General features: G+C 63.0%; 12 protein-coding genes and 4 pseudogenes. 11 read left to right on the plus strand and 5 right to left on the minus strand.

The genetic code is table 11. The annotated features are described in order from the left end of the window. Nucleotides 1-56: 56 nt before the first annotated feature. The 3 genes and pseudogenes from ABNQ38_RS07565 to ABNQ38_RS07575 form a co-directional block, all read right to left on the minus strand. Nucleotides 57-642: pseudogene (locus tag ABNQ38_RS07565) on the minus strand (Tn3 family transposase); the annotation flags it as partial. A gap of 456 nt (nt 643-1,098) precedes the next feature. Then, nucleotides 1,099-2,058: an AraC family transcriptional regulator gene (locus tag ABNQ38_RS07570; RefSeq protein WP_377806523.1), complete on the minus strand. Its 960-nt coding sequence runs from the start codon at nt 2,056-2,058 to the stop codon at nt 1,099-1,101. A gap of 300 nt (nt 2,059-2,358) precedes the next feature. Continuing rightward, nucleotides 2,359-2,490 (minus strand): annotated as a pseudogene (locus tag ABNQ38_RS07575) (IS5/IS1182 family transposase); the annotation flags it as partial. A gap of 302 nt (nt 2,491-2,792) precedes the next feature. Here ABNQ38_RS07575 and ABNQ38_RS07580 point away from each other — a divergent pair. Beyond that, a pseudogene (locus tag ABNQ38_RS07580) lies at nt 2,793-3,905 on the plus strand (recombinase family protein); the annotation flags it as partial. 471 nt (nt 3,906-4,376) lie between these two features. Here ABNQ38_RS07580 and ABNQ38_RS07585 read toward each other — a convergent pair. After that, nucleotides 4,377-5,096, minus strand: a pseudogene (locus ABNQ38_RS07585) (IS5 family transposase); the annotation flags it as partial. Nucleotides 5,097-5,431: 335 nt separating this feature from the next. On the opposite strand from ABNQ38_RS07585, the gene ABNQ38_RS07590 reads away from it, so the two are divergent. The 6 genes from ABNQ38_RS07590 (at nt 5,432) to ABNQ38_RS07615 (ending at nt 11,668) form a co-directional block, all read left to right on the plus strand. Further along, nucleotides 5,432-6,616 (plus strand): IS110 family transposase, encoded by a 1,185-nt coding sequence (locus ABNQ38_RS07590; RefSeq protein WP_377806524.1) that lies wholly within the window; start codon nt 5,432-5,434, stop codon nt 6,614-6,616. 424 nt (nt 6,617-7,040) lie between these two features. Then, nucleotides 7,041-8,516, plus strand: a complete 1,476-nt coding sequence (locus ABNQ38_RS07595; RefSeq protein ID WP_377806525.1) for a DNA cytosine methyltransferase — start codon at nt 7,041-7,043, stop codon at nt 8,514-8,516. 218 nt (nt 8,517-8,734) lie between these two features. Beyond that, complete coding sequence (locus tag ABNQ38_RS07600) at nt 8,735-9,037, plus strand: hypothetical protein (RefSeq protein WP_377806526.1); 303 nt, start codon at nt 8,735-8,737, stop codon at nt 9,035-9,037. An 11-nt stretch (nt 9,038-9,048) separates the two neighbouring features. Next, nucleotides 9,049-10,248, plus strand: a complete 1,200-nt coding sequence (locus tag ABNQ38_RS07605) for a DNA methyltransferase (RefSeq protein ID WP_377806527.1) — start codon at nt 9,049-9,051, stop codon at nt 10,246-10,248. 230 nt (nt 10,249-10,478) lie between these two features. After that, entirely contained in the window at nt 10,479-10,898 is a 420-nt protein-coding gene (locus tag ABNQ38_RS07610; protein ID WP_377806528.1) for a DUF4258 domain-containing protein, read from the plus strand. Nucleotides 10,899-11,032: 134 nt separating this feature from the next. Continuing rightward, complete coding sequence (locus tag ABNQ38_RS07615) at nt 11,033-11,668, plus strand: HD-GYP domain-containing protein (protein ID WP_377806529.1); 636 nt, start codon at nt 11,033-11,035, stop codon at nt 11,666-11,668. A 191-nt stretch (nt 11,669-11,859) separates the two neighbouring features. Here ABNQ38_RS07615 and ABNQ38_RS07620 read toward each other — a convergent pair whose 3' ends face one another. Next, a complete protein-coding gene (locus ABNQ38_RS07620) occupies nt 11,860-12,186 on the minus strand; it encodes a hypothetical protein (protein WP_377806530.1) in 327 nt (108 codons plus the stop codon). Between ABNQ38_RS07620 and ABNQ38_RS07625 the strand changes: the two genes are divergently transcribed. The 4 genes from ABNQ38_RS07625 (at nt 12,170) to ABNQ38_RS07640 (ending at nt 14,835) form a co-directional block, all read left to right on the plus strand. Continuing rightward, complete coding sequence (locus ABNQ38_RS07625; protein ID WP_377806531.1) at nt 12,170-12,484, plus strand: hypothetical protein; 315 nt, start codon at nt 12,170-12,172, stop codon at nt 12,482-12,484. The genes ABNQ38_RS07620 and ABNQ38_RS07625 overlap by 17 nt on opposite strands. A gap of 336 nt (nt 12,485-12,820) precedes the next feature. Beyond that, nucleotides 12,821-13,303, plus strand: a complete 483-nt coding sequence (locus ABNQ38_RS07630) for a hypothetical protein (protein ID WP_377806532.1) — start codon at nt 12,821-12,823, stop codon at nt 13,301-13,303. 108 nt (nt 13,304-13,411) lie between these two features. Continuing rightward, complete coding sequence (locus ABNQ38_RS07635; protein WP_377806533.1) at nt 13,412-14,224, plus strand: hypothetical protein; 813 nt, start codon at nt 13,412-13,414, stop codon at nt 14,222-14,224. Nucleotides 14,225-14,334: 110 nt separating this feature from the next. Further along, nucleotides 14,335-14,835, plus strand: coding sequence for a hypothetical protein (locus tag ABNQ38_RS07640; protein WP_377806534.1), 501 nt, complete (start codon nt 14,335-14,337; stop codon nt 14,833-14,835). Nucleotides 14,836-14,857 lie beyond the last annotated feature (22 nt).

Genomic DNA, 14,857 nt, shown 5'->3' on the forward strand with positions numbered 1-14,857 from the left:
TATTCGGAGTTCCGGGAGTAATGGAACAGACAGCCGACATAAGGGAGTTTGGAGCCTCAGGCCAATTCGTCCATGACCTGGGCGGGATCATGAAGCGGGTGCAATTCGCCGCGGACAACCCCATCCGATAAGGTGAAGGCGTAGCGGCCGAGCGTGTTGATGTGTTCGAAACCGAGCGGCGACAGCAGCGCCACATCCTCGTCACGCACATCGAAGCCTTACGTCCGCAGTTGGTCGAGTGCTGCATCCATGAAGATCGTGTTCCACAGGATGATGGCGTTGAGGAACAGACCGGGGGAGTCGAACTGGTCCTCCTCGCCTTCGGTAGTACTGGCGCAGTTCGCCGCGCTTCCCATGGAAGACCGTACGGGCAAGCTGGTGACGGCCCTCGCCACGATTCAGTTGGATGAAGATGCGGCGGCGGTGGGTTTCGTCGTTGATGTAGGCCAGCAGGTCGAGCGTCTTGATGATCCGTCCCAGAGCCTCCAATGCCCGCGCCAGCTGGGTCGGCCGATCGTTCGTCTGCAGAGTCCGCATCAGCCCGCCAGTCTGGACAAGGCCCAGCTCGGGCGATCCGGCAAAGCGCGACAGGTCAACCCAATGTTGGACGATCAGGTTGATGTTCACCGTATGAGAGGCTAGCCGCCTTTATTCACCGTGGTGGCGAGAGGCCTGATGGCCGAGTGGAGATCCTCATCGCAGGATTGTGTGGAGGCGCGCCGTCAGCCGCCATGTAGAAGGCGTGGTGAAGCGGGCGGAGTGGTGGACGGGATCGGGTGACGGGCTGGAGCAGGCTGCCCCGGTTCTCAGGAGATGAGCCGTGGCAAGCGGCTGAGGCCGAGATGGATAATCATCCATAAGCCCTCTCGTTCCCGCAACGATCCGATTTGCCGCTCACCCAAGCAATAGAACGGAACGGGACCAAAAGACAAGAATCGGACGGGGCGGAGGGCGTCTACCATGCGCCCCATAATTGGCGCCGCGGCTTCAGTCCCGCGGCGCCACGGTTCCGGAACGTAGACACGCTTTGGCTTGGCGGTGCTTCGTTGTTCCCGGAAATCCCAGAACAGGGCTATATGCCAGAACGACGACACAGTTCTACTTTTTCCCACTTCGTCTCCGCCATTCGGTCGGAGGCACTCCGAAGGCCTTGCGGAATCGAGCCGTGAAGTGATCGGCATTCACGAAGCCGACAAGGAGGGCGATTTCCGCAATCGTTTTGGCATTATAGCGTCGGTCTTCCAGAAGGGATCGGGCTTGAAAGAGGCGCATGCCAAGCAACTCCCGCATGAAGCTGTTGCCCGAAACGGTGAACACTGCATGCAGGGTGCGAACGGAAATTCCATGCTCGGCGGCAAAGCTTGTCGGGTTCAAGGACGGATCAAAAAGGCGGTCGCGCATATTCTGGCGAAGCCTTTCACGCAACGAGCGCTGACTGCTGGTCAAATGATCGATTTCAGGACCGATCGATAAGGCCAGTAGTCCCAGGACATGATCCGCGACGGCGCCGGGAGGGAGGGCAAGATGATCGATGGTCCGTGGCGTGATCTCCCTCATCACGGCTGCCAAAGCCCTGCCCCATCCGGTCCCCGAGGACATTTCTTTCAGATGTAAGATCTCAGGATTTGGGATGATGGATCGCATGTAAGAAATATCGAAGTAGATCGCTGTGAAGTTCAGGGAGCGGTCTGCGGCGAAATGGTAGGGAATTGAATTTCCGCCGCAATAAACGCCTTCTCCCTTCCACATGAGGTCACGGCTGCCACATGACACCTCTGCATTGCCATCCAATACTAGCGCAACGCAGAAAGCTTCTGAATTGTCTCTCGATATATAATATGGGGTACGTTCCGCCTCATGGGATCCATTCAGCCGGAAATGAGTAAGGGTGCCAAAGCTGAATACTTTGCAATCGACATCCGCTTCAAAAATCTCGTCATCATTAAAGTTAAGCTTCACATTGTAGCATGCATTGCCGACATGGTCTGACCAGTACTCTTTTGCTTTCTTTTGGTTCAACCCTTTTGTTGTCATGTGCAGAAAAGTGTCAGTCGTCATTTACTCCCCCATAACTGCCTTTCGAAACTCAAAGGCTGTCTCCAATTTATATAAGTTCGATGAAAAAATTATCAATCAGATTTCCTTCGGTTAAAATGTAAATTCCCGAGCATGTGGGATGTTATTCGATGTCATCCAAACAAGAGATTGGCGTATGATCTCCAGTAATGGGCACTAGATGTTTTGTTGCCAATTCGAGGTTATAATATAATCGAGAGCATCGTCACATAAACCTTGTTGTTGGCGAGCTGGGTCTGCCCTGGGCATGGTGGCGGGATGAGAGCCCGTTTGACAACCGGTTCAATGGCAGACTCGTCGAAGTAGCAGGCTTGCCATGGCGAGCTGCATCATGCCGCCGGAGACGTCGATCCGGGCTTCATAATCGCGAACCAGACGTCTCCAGCGGGTCATCCATCCGAAGGTCCGCTCAATGGTCTAATCACAAATGACAAGTTTTGCCTGACGCGCACTGGGCAGCTTCAACTGAGCTGGCCGCATGCACGCAGTGGGCTGCGGGAGGCCGGCATGCCCCAACTCTCTGGTGAGATCACTCACCAGGGAGGAGAGGATGCGGCGACAAAGGCAGCGTCCTTGGCACGTCCGGCGTATCGGAGTGTCGATGCCCACCAGCCAGCAGCGCTGGGACCGGGCTTACCAGCTCCTCCTGCAGTGGGCGGCAACTGCGTCGACACCGACGACGGTGTTGGCGTCCCCGATCCTGCCGGAGGATTGTCATGCGTGTAGCGATCTACGGTCGCGTTTCGACCAGCCACCAAGTCGAAAGCCAGACCATTGAACAGCAACTTGAGCGCTTGAACGCACATGTGCATGCGCACGCGGCTGAGGGTTGGCGGCTCGACGCGGCCCATATCTTCCGCGACGACGGCTACAGCGGCGCCAAGTTGGCGCGCCCGGGGCTCGATCGCCTACGCGACGCCGTAAAAAGCCGCGAGATTGATCGTGTGCTTGTCACCGCGCCCGACCGCTTGGCACGCAACTATGTGCACCAGATGGTCTTGCTGGAGGAATGGACCCATTTTGGCTGTACCGCCGAGTTCCTGGACCGTCCCATGAGCAACGACCCGCACGACCACTTGCTGCTTCAGATCCGAGGTGCGGTGGCGGAGTACGAGCGTACGTTGATTGCCGAGCGTATGCGGCGCGGGCGACTCACCAAGCTGCGGGCCGGCCTGCTGCTGCCGTGGACGTATCCACCCTACGGCTATTGCTTGCATCCAGATCGGCCGCGCGACCCGAGTGGCGTTACCCTCGACTTGGCAGAGGCCGCAGTCGTGACCGAGCTGTTTGCCCTGTATCGCGAACCCAGCACATCGCTGATGCAACTCGCCCGACATCTGGATGCGCGCGGTATACCCACCCCCTCAGGCACACCACACTGGGCCTGTCCGACAATCCGGGGAATTCTAAGCAACCCGACCTATACTGGGCAGGTTTATGCCCAACGCACGCGCTGTCGCCCGCCCACACATCGGCGCTCGGCCACGCATCCCCTCGGCCGGCCGCACGACACGGCGGTGCCCCAGCCGGCTGACACTTGGATCCCGGTCGGGGCGGTGCCCGCCATCGTGAGCCAAGCACACTTCGACGAGGTGCAGGCCAAGCTGGCGACCAACCGTTCCTTCGCGCGGCGGAACAACACCGCCCACACGTACCTCTTGCGCGCGCTGGTGAGTTGCGGGTGCTGCGGCTTGTCCTGCACGGCGCGTGCGGTCAACAAGCGAAACCTTTACTATCTGTGCACGGGCAAGGGGCGAAGTTCCAACTCCACTCGCACCACGTGTTGCCCCGCTCGCTATATCCCCGCCGATCAACTCGACGAGGTGGTCTGGACAGATCTCTGCGCTTTGCTGGGAGCCCCCGAACCGCTGGCCGCCGCCGTGGAGCGGGCCCATGGCGGAGCATGGCTGCCGCAGGAACTGCTCGCGCGTCGCGAGACGCTGCGCCGCGCCCAGGCGCACCTCGGCCAGCAGATCGAGCGGCTCACCGACGCTTATCTACGAGTGGTTATTCCGCTTGACGAGTATGAGCGACGGAGGCGCGACCTTGAGCAGCAGATGCAGGCCTTGGCTGGACAGGAGGAACTTCTGCGCAATGATGCAGCGCGCCAGCAGCATTTGGCCGGCGTGGCCGCGTCACTGGAGGCGTTCCGCACGCGTGTCCAGCGCGGGCTTGCCGCCGCGACCTTCGAGCAGCGTCGGCAACTTGTGCTTCTGCTCATCGACCGCGTCATCGTCACCGATGCCGACGTCGAGATCCGCTACGTGCTGCCCACCAGCCCCGACAGCGAGCACGTCCGGTTTTGTCAATTGCGTAAAGACTATTTCGACCACCCAGCGTCGCGGCACGACCTTGAACCCTGGCTCGGTGTCGGTTCGCCGGACCACCTCGACGGTGAAGTCGAGGAAGGCAGCCTTGTCCATCAGCTTCTTGCGATCATAGGCGCCATCGGCGAAGAGGTGCTTCATCCACGGCCACCGCTTGCGTATCGCTTCCAGGATCATCTGGGCTCCGGCGGAGTCGGAAATGTCGGCGGTGGTCAGGTTCACCATCAGCAGGCGGCCATCGGTGTCGACCGCGATGTGCCGCTTGCGTCCGTTGACCTTCTTGCCTGCGTCGTAGCCTCGCTCCATAGCGGCGGGAGCTTTCGCCGATTGGCTGTCCACAACCCCGCCGCTCGGACTGGCTTCGCGTCCAGCCCGCTCACGATCGATCATCAACGTCACGTCGTGGATCGTCTGAAACAGCAAGCGCCGCAGGAGATGCCGAAACCACCAGTACACCGTCTGCCACGGCGGGAAGTCCTTTGGTAAAAGCCGCCAGCCACAGCCCGTCCGAGCCAAGTAGCGCAAGGCATTCAAGACTTCACGAAGGTCCACACACCTCGGACGGCCGGTGGGGGCCTTCTGTGGCATCAGCGGTTCTATCAGAGACCATTCCTCATCGGTCAGGTCCGTCGAATACCGCTTCGTCTGCTTCTCAATCTTGGCCATCCGGCTGCGCGTCGCTTCGGTCCACATCTGAAGTTTGAATCACATCACGCTTTCAGCGCCAACTCTTTTCAAACGGGCTCTTAGCGTATATTTTCGCCCGTTCTTGTATGTTCTGTGTCCGCCCTTCCGGCTGCCGATGCCGATCATCCGCGGTTGAGAGGGCTGGGTTCGGAAGAGGGGTGTCGTCGCCCGTTCCGGGGTTCGGCCCCGCGCCATAGATTGGCACCCTCGTCCGTTGCCCCGGGGCCTGCACGGTATCACGACGCATCGGCATCGACTGGCCGGTGGCGCCGCATTCACAAGGACAGGTGCCGGCAACGGCTCCGAGGCTCTTCGCGGCCCGTAATGACAGGAGGGACGCCATGACCTTCGTGGGCATCGACATCGGCGCGGAAGTCCATGCCGCCGCCGCGGTGAACGATCAAGGCTCGACCGTGTGCAAGCCATTCCGTTTCGCCGCCGACCAAGCGGGACACGCCGCCCTGTTCGCCGAGCTTGAGCGGCTCGCACCGGTCCAACTCGTCGTGCTGGAAGCCACCGGACACTATTGGAAGAACCTCGCCGCCGCGCTGGTTACCCGCGGCCTTCCGGTGGCCGTCCTCAACCCGCTGCAGTCCGCCCGCTTCCAGCAGGAAGCGCTGATGCGCACCAAGACCGACGCGCTCGACGCCCTGGGGCTCGCCCGCCTCGGCCAGCAGAAGCGGCCACTGCCGGCGACCTTGCCGGATCACGCCACCGAGCAGCTGCGCGAACTGGTCCGTCATCGCGACCGCCTCGTCCAGGACTGCGGCGACCGCGTGCGGCAACTCCATCGCCTGCTGGACCTCACCTTCCCCGAGTTCAAGCACCATGTCGCCCTGCTGGACACGGCGCTCGCCCTGACGATCCTGAAAGCGTTCCCAACCGCGACGGACGTCGCCGCTGCCACGCCCCGGCGTCTGGCCAAGCTGCGCCACGGACCGCGGCACCTCGTTGGCGACCCGTTGGCGCGCCAGCTCATCGCCGCCGCCAAGCAGACCGTGGCCGCCCAGAGCGGCGATGTCTATCGCGTGCGGATCCGGCATGCCTGCGAGGATCTGGCGCTCTGGCGCACCCGGCTTCTCGCCATCGACGCGATGATCGAGACGTTGCTCGACGATCATCAGATCGGTCGTCTGCTGACCTCCATCGAAGGAATTGGCACGACAACGGCGGCGCGTTTGGTGGCCGAGCTCGACGATCCCGGGCGGTTCCGCTCGCCGGATGCTTTGGCCTCCTACATCGGCCTCGTTCCGGCCCTCAAGCACTCCGGCAAACAAACGCCGAAGCGGGCGGGGCTGTCGCCGATCGGCAAGGCAGCCTTGCGGCGGGCGCTGTGGATGCCAACACTTCACGCGGTGCACGCCAGTCCCTGGCTACGCGCCTTCTACGATGGCCTGCGTGCCCGCGGGAAGCCGGGCAAGGTCGCGCTGATCGCCGCGATGCGCAAGCTGATGGTCGCCGTCTGGACTGTCGCCAAACAGCGGCGCACCTGGTCGCCCTCACCACCTCAGGAGACGACCGCCTGAGCCCCAGCGGTCGGTCGCCCCGACCGACCCATGCCAAGCCATCGCCGGGCCGGACGGCGCGGGTCAAGGCCGCAGCCGCCGTAGGCGGGGGCGCGTCAGCGCCCGCCTTGACCCGGAGCGGCCGGTCTGGCCTCCAACCCGCTTTGCCGCTTCACAAACGCCACGGTATCTGTGGCGTCACCCCAAAGTATCGGTAAAACACCGGGATTTCGGAACAGAGAACAGTGATAGCGCGAGCATCATCATTGTTCTTGGTTTGATCCTGCGTCTGTGTCAGACGGGGCGCACTCTTCGTCCGATGCTGACGCCAGTCGTCGCCATCGGCCAGACGCTGCTATATGCGCTCTGTACGATTTAACGCTTGATGCGCTCTGTACGATATGGCAGGATTTGGACCATCCCCACACCGCATCGGTTCCCCATCATGCACATCGCCCACGCCCGCATTGGCTGCAACAAGGGTAAGTCCCGCCTCTGGCTTGAAGGACCGCGCTTATCGCTTGTCGCTTTTGAACCCGGCTCTCGCTTTCACCTCCGCACCGACGCCGCTGGACGCAAGATCGTCCTCGAACTGCGCCCGGACGGTGAGCGCATGGTCAGCAGCCGCACCCGCCGGTCGGGCGGCGTGATCCGCCCTATCATCGACCTCGCAGGTGCCATTCTGGATCGTGTGTTCGGGGCCGCGGAGAAGGTCCGCGTCATCTACCGCGAGCGCGAGATCGAGGTGACGCTGCCGCCGCTGGCAGTGGCTCAGGCGCAACGCGAAGCGGACCTGCGGGATCGGCTCGGCGCTGGCCGCCCCTTGTCTGTCGGAACCCTGTGCATCGGCGCCGGCATCATCGACCATGCCGTCCATGCCGGCTTGCACGAGGCGGGTATCGCGACTGAGGCGGCGCTGGCTGTGGACATCGATCCTGAGGGGCTGGACGTGGCGGTCACCGCCAATCCGGCGACTAAGGGCTGCCGGATGAGCATTGAGGCCAGCATCGACGAGATCGAGCCCGAGATCATGCCCAAGCTGTCCGTCCTCCTGGCCGGGCTGCCGTGCACCGCGGCGAGTGTCGCCGGGCGGGCACGCAAGCGCTTGACCATGCCGGAAGCGGACGAGCAGGCGGGGCACCTTTGCCACGCATACCTCACGCTGCTGCGCGCGTCGGAGGCGCCGATCACGGCGATCGAGAACGTCCCCCAGTACGCCTCGACGGCCTCCGCCGCAATCATTCGCACGCAACTCAAGCGCCTCGGCTACAGGGTTTTTGAAGTGCCGCTCGTCGGGTCGGAATTTGGCGCTATCGAAGCCCGTCGGCGTTGGACGCTGATCGGCATCAGCGAGGGACTGGCGCCGGATACCTTCGAGGTGCCAGCGCAACCCGGCTCCGCCACCCGGCTGGGGGACATCCTTGAAGACGTGCCCCCGGGCGATCCGCGTTGGCAGGATCATGCCTATCTGGATCGGCACGCTGAGGCGCAGGCGACCAAGGGGAACAGCTTCAAGCGCAACATCGTGACCGCCGACAACACCACCGTCGGCACGATCGGCCGGTCGTACTGGAAGCACCGGACCAGCGAGCCGTCCCTGCAGGCCCCCCACGACGCTTCGCTCTCCCGCCTGCTGACGCCAGCGGAGCACGCCCGGGTCAAGTCGATCCCGGATGACCTCGCCGCTGCGATCATCAACGGCCGCTCCGCCACCGCCGCGCATGAACTGCTAGGGCAGGGCGCCGTGTGGAGTTGTTTCCACGCCCTGGGGCGCGCCCTTGGACAGGTGCTCGCTCCGCTCACCGGGAGCAACGTAGTGCCGCTTCCGTTGCGCAAGCCTGCTGCAGTTCTCCCGCTCCGCCGGCCGTCCCGCTCCAGCAAGCCCGCGGCCGACTTCGGCCAGCTTGCGCTCGATCTGTGAGGGAGGCAGTAATGCGGTTCTTCCCAAATTCCTTCTCCGACGCTGGTTGGAAGACCGTCCGAGAAGCCTGTGCAAGGCTCGGGCTCCCTGGCGCCGAGGCGCTCTACGAGCAACTGGAGCGCGGCGTGAGGTGCCTTCAAGAGCGGCTCGACGACGCAACTGGGCGCCGCGTCAGCCTCACCCTCCCATGGCCGACGGCTGGCCGATGGTGCCTCTTCATGAGCTTTTCCGACCCCATGCTGCCGGCCAGCGAGATGGTGATGGTGGCGCTGGATGACGTGCTGGAGGCCAGCACGAGGCTCGTCGACCATCTCGTGTCCCTCAGCGAGACCATTCAGCGGGCCGCACATCCCGCTCCGGTCTCTCCGACCTCCGCTGCGCCGGCCAAGACTGACTACGCGCCGCCGAGGGCCCCACGGCGCGCGCAGGGTGCCGTCCGGCCGGAACCGCGCCCGACGCCGGCCGTGCAGCCCCACATGGCTTCGGTGGTGAACACCGGCCAGTTCGCTCTTGCTCTTTGAGGAATGGAAGCATGACCAACCGCACTCGACAGTGCCAGCTTCTGCTTCCATTGCTGGAGGTCCTTGACGACGCTCCCAAGGGGCTCACGGCGGCGGAGGCGGTGACCGCCGTCGCCGACCGGTTGAAGCTCTCCGAGGAGCAGCGTCGCGAGACCGTGCAACTGCCATCCGGCACCTACCGCGCCTTCGACCGGGATGTACGGTGGTGCCGCCAGAAGGCACTCCTGGCCGGACACTTGGATGGATCGGTTCGGAACTTCTGGCGTCTCACTGCGAAAGGGAAGAAGGACCTCCGCTTCGCTATGCCCGGCATCGTGGTCACCGTCTACGAGACGGAAAATGGCGCAGCGGTATGGGCGCAGGCCGAGAGCGCGTTCAGCCACATCGAGGATCAATCGCTCAACCTGATCTTCACGAGCCCCCCATATCCGATCCTGACAACGAAGGACTACCAGACGGCTGAAGACGTCGGCTCGTATCTGGATTGGATGACTGGCCTTGCCAGGGAGTTTCACCGCTGCCTGACACCCGACGGCTCGCTGGTCCTGAACCTCGGGGACGCGTGGCAACCCGGAAGGCCGGCCCTCAGCCTGTATCAAGAGCGCCTTATCCTGAAGCTGGTGGACGACCTTGGCTTCCACGTTGCCCAGCGCTGCCACTGGCACAATCCGGCCGCCCTGCCGTCGCCGGCGCAGTGGGTCACGGTCAAGCGAGTTCGGCTTGCACAGAAGGTCGAGAGCCTTTGGTGGTTGTCGCGGTCAGACACCCCCAAGGCCAACAACCGGCACTGCCTCCAGCCATACAGCGAAGCCATGCAGAAGCGCTTGGCACAAGGTGGTGAGAAGGGCGCGGTGCGGCCGTCGGGGCATGTACTGGCCCAAGGTGCCTTCGGAGCCGACAACGGGGGCAGCATCATGTCGAACCTCGTGATCGCCCCCAACACCGCCTCGAACAGCGCCTACCAGCGCTACTGCCGCGACCACGGACTGCCGGCACACCCGGCTCGCTTCCCCGAGGCGATCGTCGAGCCTTTCATCAAGCTCACCACAGAGCCCGGTGACACGGTGTGCGACCCATTCGCGGGCAGTCTTACGACGGCGGCCGTAGCGGAACGCCTGCAGCGTCGGTGGATCGCCATCGAACAGAGCCTGACCTACCTGCGGGGAGGTGTTGGTCGGTTCGAGCCCGATGGGCTGCAGTCGGCCGCGTGAAACAGAGAAGACCATGAGAGGCTTCGGCATCCTGAACGGCCCGCGCTCTCGAGTGTCTGTTTCTGACGACAGCGCGCGTTGCCCAACTTTCCCGTGGCTCCTCGTCAATTCCGGTTACGGGGGCGCTCTGAAGCGCCGCTACGCCGACCCGGGCGTCGTCGAACAACGAGCCCGCCGACTGGCGCGCACCCTGCGCGCCGATGGAGCCTCCGTCATCATGGAGATCGCCCATGCTGCCCGCTCGTAATACGCAGTCCCAGACTACCGTTCCGAGCTTCGTCCCGCCGCGGCCGCAAAAGCCGTCGACGCCGGCGCAGGTCCTCCCGTTCCGGCGGCCGATCCGATGGTCAGCGCCGCGCCTGGACGATCTGGCGCGTCTCGCTGTCGATCTGTTGCGGGAGGAAAGAGTGATCTTTACGGCCCATGCCTACAGCGACCGAATGTCGGAGCGCGACATTGCTCAACGCGAGGCCCTGGAGATTATCTCCAAGGGCATGCCCTACAAGGTCGAGCCCGGCGCGGCCGACGGTGAATGGCGGGTGAACTTCAGCCGGCGGGTGGGCGGCCGGGACGCGGCCGTGGCCGTGAGCCTGACGCAGGGGCCCTCTCCAGCGAAGGTGGTCACCGTCATGTGGCTCGATCGCCGATAGCTCATCCTCCTGGTTAGGCCGCTGGCCAGTCACACGACGCACGGTGCCGAAAGACGTCGAATCGCTGCGCCTTTCAGCGGCGCGCCGGTGTCGGCCGCGCTGCTAGAGTCTCCTTCAAACACAAGGGGGGTACCTTGAGACAATCGGCATCCACGCTTCGCCGCGTCGACGTCAGCGAGCCGGCAGCGGCGATGAGCCTGAGGCACACCATTGCGCAAGCCCAGGAATTGTTCGGGGAGGATACCGCTGGGGTGGGCGCCTACAATGAGCGCGTAGGAATGTTGGTCGAGGCCTTTGGCGTTCATGTCGGACTCAGCATTGAGACCGCCCAGCGCTGGGCCCGTGCGGCATGTCTTCACGATGTCGGCAAGCTCTGGGTTCCGGCCGGGATCCTGCTGAAAAGTGGTCCCCTTTCCGTCGATGAACGTCATGTGATGAAGCAGCACACCCTTATGGGATACCTGCGTCTGCAGCCCGTGTGTGAGGTGGCGGCGGCCATGGCGCTCTCCCATCACGAGAACTTTGACGGAAGCGGTTACCCCTTCAATCTGGTCGGCTCAGACATTCCGTTTGCCGGCTGCCTCGTGAGGCTGCTGGACGTGTACGACGCCCTGCGGTCGCTCCGGCCCTACAAGCCAGCGCTGAGCCATAATGAGGCCGTCGCGATCATGCTCCAGGGGGACGAGCGGGTCCGACCGACGATGTTTGATCCACGACTCCTGCACTGCTTCGAGCAGTATCATCGCCTGATAGAGGCCCGCTACGGCTGAAGAGCGTGACAAGCCGCCGCACGCGAGTACCGCTGTGTTCTGTGACGTGTTTGTTGTTGCTAGGCTACACTCGAGGAGGGGGCAGAATGACATCCCATGCGACGATCGCAAGGATGTTCACGCGGGTGTGTTTGGTAATGTCGATATCCTCTATCACCGCAACTGCGTTGGCATATTTGGACGGCAATGAATTACTGCTGCCAGACTTCATATTGATCTCTGCTGTTCTCATGGTGGTTACCGGCCTTTGTTTTTACGAGTATCGGTGCGCGACGGCCCGGTAGACGCCTTTTTTCTTCCTCGCCGAAGGCAGGTACATGCGGACTGCAATCGTTTCGGCTGACCATAAGCAGGGCGAACGCGGCAATGTGAACTGGCGCGCCTTCAGGACCTGAATGCGCGAAATGCCGCTTCCGAAAGAGGAACAACGGGTTCGGCTGCCCCAAATCCAAACACCTTCCGTCGGTGTTGAACACTGAAGCACCGAGACGGGAGGGCGACATGCGGTCGATGCTCATGACAACCATCGCTGCAGCACTGGTAATGGCTTCCCCCGGCGGCGCCGGCGCCGAGAGCGTAGGCTACGCCGAGGCTGGACTGATCTGCTTTCAGAACGGCCGGGTCATCCTGGCGCTCGACGTTGTGACGGACTTCGAGATCCAGGAAACGCCTACCGGGCGCCGGTATGTCGGCCGCTGGGTGCGCAGCACCTACGCGGCCCCGGAGCCGTTCAGGATCGATGCGGGAAGCGACACGACCTGCTTCTCGCACAGACCGGAGAGGGGGTTCTTCTTCAGCAGCGGTGCCGGTCGGTAGGTCAGTTCCATCGGGTCGAAAGACGTGCAAAACCGTCGCCTTTCGGCTCTATCGCACTCAGCGTCGGACCGGTACATTGGGCTCACTTAGCGCCGCTTGCATGCTGCAGCGTTTGCAAAGTGTCCAGCTTCGGCTGGAGGACCTAGTTGGGGTCTTGAAACAACCAGCGCTCACGCCGCGGCCTCAGTGCCACGGCATCCGGCGACACTCGTCGCCGATGATCCCCCTGGGGAGGCATTCTCCCCACACAGGGGAAATCCGCCTCCTCGAACAGCCCCGGAGGGTCAGCCCTTTGGGCCGGCAACCCTCCTCTTTCCGTAAGGGAGTTGTGCTACTATGTCTGTCGACAGGTTGTTCGAGTACGAGGAAGAGCTTCGCGCTGGCGGCGCGCCGAATGCTGAGGTGTTCACCAAGGCGCTGCGCGGCGTTCTCAGGGAGCTCAAACAGGAGAGGTCCGGTATGGAGGCTTCTGTCACCGAGCTGAAGGGCGGCATCGACAAGCTCGACGGCCGCTTCGACAAGCTCGACGCCAGCATCGACAAGCTCGGCGCCCGCGTTGACAAGCTCGACGCCCGCGTTGACAAGCTCGATGACCGCATCGACAAGCTCGACGGCCGCGTTGACAAGCTCGACCATAAGGTCGATGCCGTTGAGCTCCGGCTCAATGCTCGCATCGACTTGGTCAAAGCTGAGCTCACCACCGAGATCCGAAACAGTAGCCTTGAAATCATGAAGGCGATGAACAACCAACTCTACAAGACAATGGGGTCGATCGGCACCATCATCGCCGTTTTCTACCTCGTCGAAAAGTTCACCTGACAGCAGTCGGGCGCGACACACAAATACCCCGCGGGGAGGCCTCCTCCCCACCAGGGGAGAACTGCCTCCTCGCATCATCGTCCATTTGCGACAACGAGGAAGCAGACCATGAACAAGCACTTCAAGACCGTCTTTGCCTTGGCCGAAACGTCGCCCGGCTTTGACGTTGCTGCGAACCGTTCTGAGATCATCCAGGCCAAGCGCGAGCTGGCGGCCCATGCCGGGCTGCAGGCGGCTGCTGAGGCGCTGATCGGCGCTTGGGGGAAGGGAAACCTCTCCCAGCCAATGCAGGCCATTCAGAAGGCCGTGGATGCGTTTTCTGCCCTATCGTCCTTGCCGGCGCCGGGGCATGTCCGCAAGTTCCTTGACCTCTCGACTGCTCACCTTGACGCGGAGGGAAGGGATCATCTGGAACAGGGTGGCGAGGGGATGGTCGTCTATCCCACCGCCTACGGATGGTTCGTCTACGTGTCGGAACCCGATGCGCTGGCGAGCTACACCGTGCCGCAGTGCCTGCTCGACATCCTGGATCGCGCCCGACAACTCGGATGTGACTATGTGCTCCTCGACTGCGATGCCGAGGAGGACAGCGAACTTCCGACGTTCGACGAGGCCGGTGCCGTGGAGGTTCCGGAAGCCCCTCCGCAGGAGCCCGAGCCCGTCGCGGAGGTGGTGGCGGACGCTTCCAACTTCTGTGCCGAGCCCGGCACTCCCCCCTGGGACGAAGCCTGGGCGGCCCTGGTCGCCGAGTTCGGCGATCCGGTCTGTCTCAGCACCGACGGGTGCCATAGCTGGCAGTATCTCGGCACCACCCAGAAGCCCGACGGCACCTGGAAGCACATCTTCCGCCACCGGTCGCTCTCGGCCGCGGGAGGCCAGCGGACCTATCGTGAGTACCCGGCGACGCCGCCGGCTCGCTGATCGGCGCTGATTCACGCCTGCGCTCCGTGCGCGGCACACAACACCAACCCGACCGGGTGCGTCTCCCGGTGGGGGCGCACTCCGTCCCCATCGTCCAAGGAGGACTCCCGATGAAGAAGTTGACGCTCAAGGGCATCCCCGCCTCGCTGGTCGTTTTCGACTACCAGGCGGTCGGCGGCCCAATGCGCGCCTACTGCGCCGAGATGCCGGCGCGTAAGTGGCTCGAGGCGCACGGCTTCTGGGCCGGCCATTTTGTTCACATCCAAGAGATTGTTGAATGGGAACGGTCGCCCAAGGACCGGGCTGCCGACGTGTTGTTCCGGATCGGAACGCACGAGGCCAAGTTCTCCGACCTGATCCGAACCGACCTGCCGGTCGGCACGGGCGGCACCGCGGAAGCAGGAGACTTGATGCAGCTTGAACTTGACGGAGCCTGGGCGTTTTTCGACCACTCCTGCGCAAGCTGGACTGGCTTTTCCGTTACAAGCTCCGCAATGGACGGCCGCCGCGGCTTCACGCTGGACCCCGAGTTCGCTCGGGCCTGGCTGGACCGAGGACGTTGCCGCCTGCGGCTGCACACGCAACGGCTTTCGGCCAAAGCGGCTGCCTGAGCGTCCCTCAGGTTTGCCACTT

Origin of the sequence: Azospirillum sp. A29, assembly GCF_042604625.1 — a bacterium.
Classification (GTDB): Bacteria; Pseudomonadota; Alphaproteobacteria; order Azospirillales; family Azospirillaceae; genus Azospirillum; species Azospirillum palustre.

What these genes read in the sequence shown, in the direction of transcription:
- ABNQ38_RS07570 (WP_377806523.1), bottom strand. Translation starts at nt 2,058, where the DNA reads ATGACGACTGACACTTTTCTGCACATGACAACAAAAGGGTTGAACCAA.
- ABNQ38_RS07590 (WP_377806524.1), top strand. Translation starts at nt 5,432, where the DNA reads ATGACCTTCGTGGGCATCGACATCGGCGCGGAAGTCCATGCCGCCGCC.
- ABNQ38_RS07595 (WP_377806525.1), top strand. Translation starts at nt 7,041, where the DNA reads ATGCACATCGCCCACGCCCGCATTGGCTGCAACAAGGGTAAGTCCCGC.
- ABNQ38_RS07600 (WP_377806526.1), top strand. Translation starts at nt 8,735, where the DNA reads ATGAGCTTTTCCGACCCCATGCTGCCGGCCAGCGAGATGGTGATGGTG.
- ABNQ38_RS07605 (WP_377806527.1), top strand. Translation starts at nt 9,049, where the DNA reads ATGACCAACCGCACTCGACAGTGCCAGCTTCTGCTTCCATTGCTGGAG.
- ABNQ38_RS07610 (WP_377806528.1), top strand. Translation starts at nt 10,479, where the DNA reads ATGCTGCCCGCTCGTAATACGCAGTCCCAGACTACCGTTCCGAGCTTC.
- ABNQ38_RS07625 (WP_377806531.1), top strand. Translation starts at nt 12,170, where the DNA reads ATGCGGTCGATGCTCATGACAACCATCGCTGCAGCACTGGTAATGGCT.
- ABNQ38_RS07620 (WP_377806530.1), bottom strand. Translation starts at nt 12,186, where the DNA reads ATGAGCATCGACCGCATGTCGCCCTCCCGTCTCGGTGCTTCAGTGTTC.
- ABNQ38_RS07630 (WP_377806532.1), top strand. Translation starts at nt 12,821, where the DNA reads ATGTCTGTCGACAGGTTGTTCGAGTACGAGGAAGAGCTTCGCGCTGGC.
- ABNQ38_RS07635 (WP_377806533.1), top strand. Translation starts at nt 13,412, where the DNA reads ATGAACAAGCACTTCAAGACCGTCTTTGCCTTGGCCGAAACGTCGCCC.
- ABNQ38_RS07640 (WP_377806534.1), top strand. Translation starts at nt 14,335, where the DNA reads ATGAAGAAGTTGACGCTCAAGGGCATCCCCGCCTCGCTGGTCGTTTTC.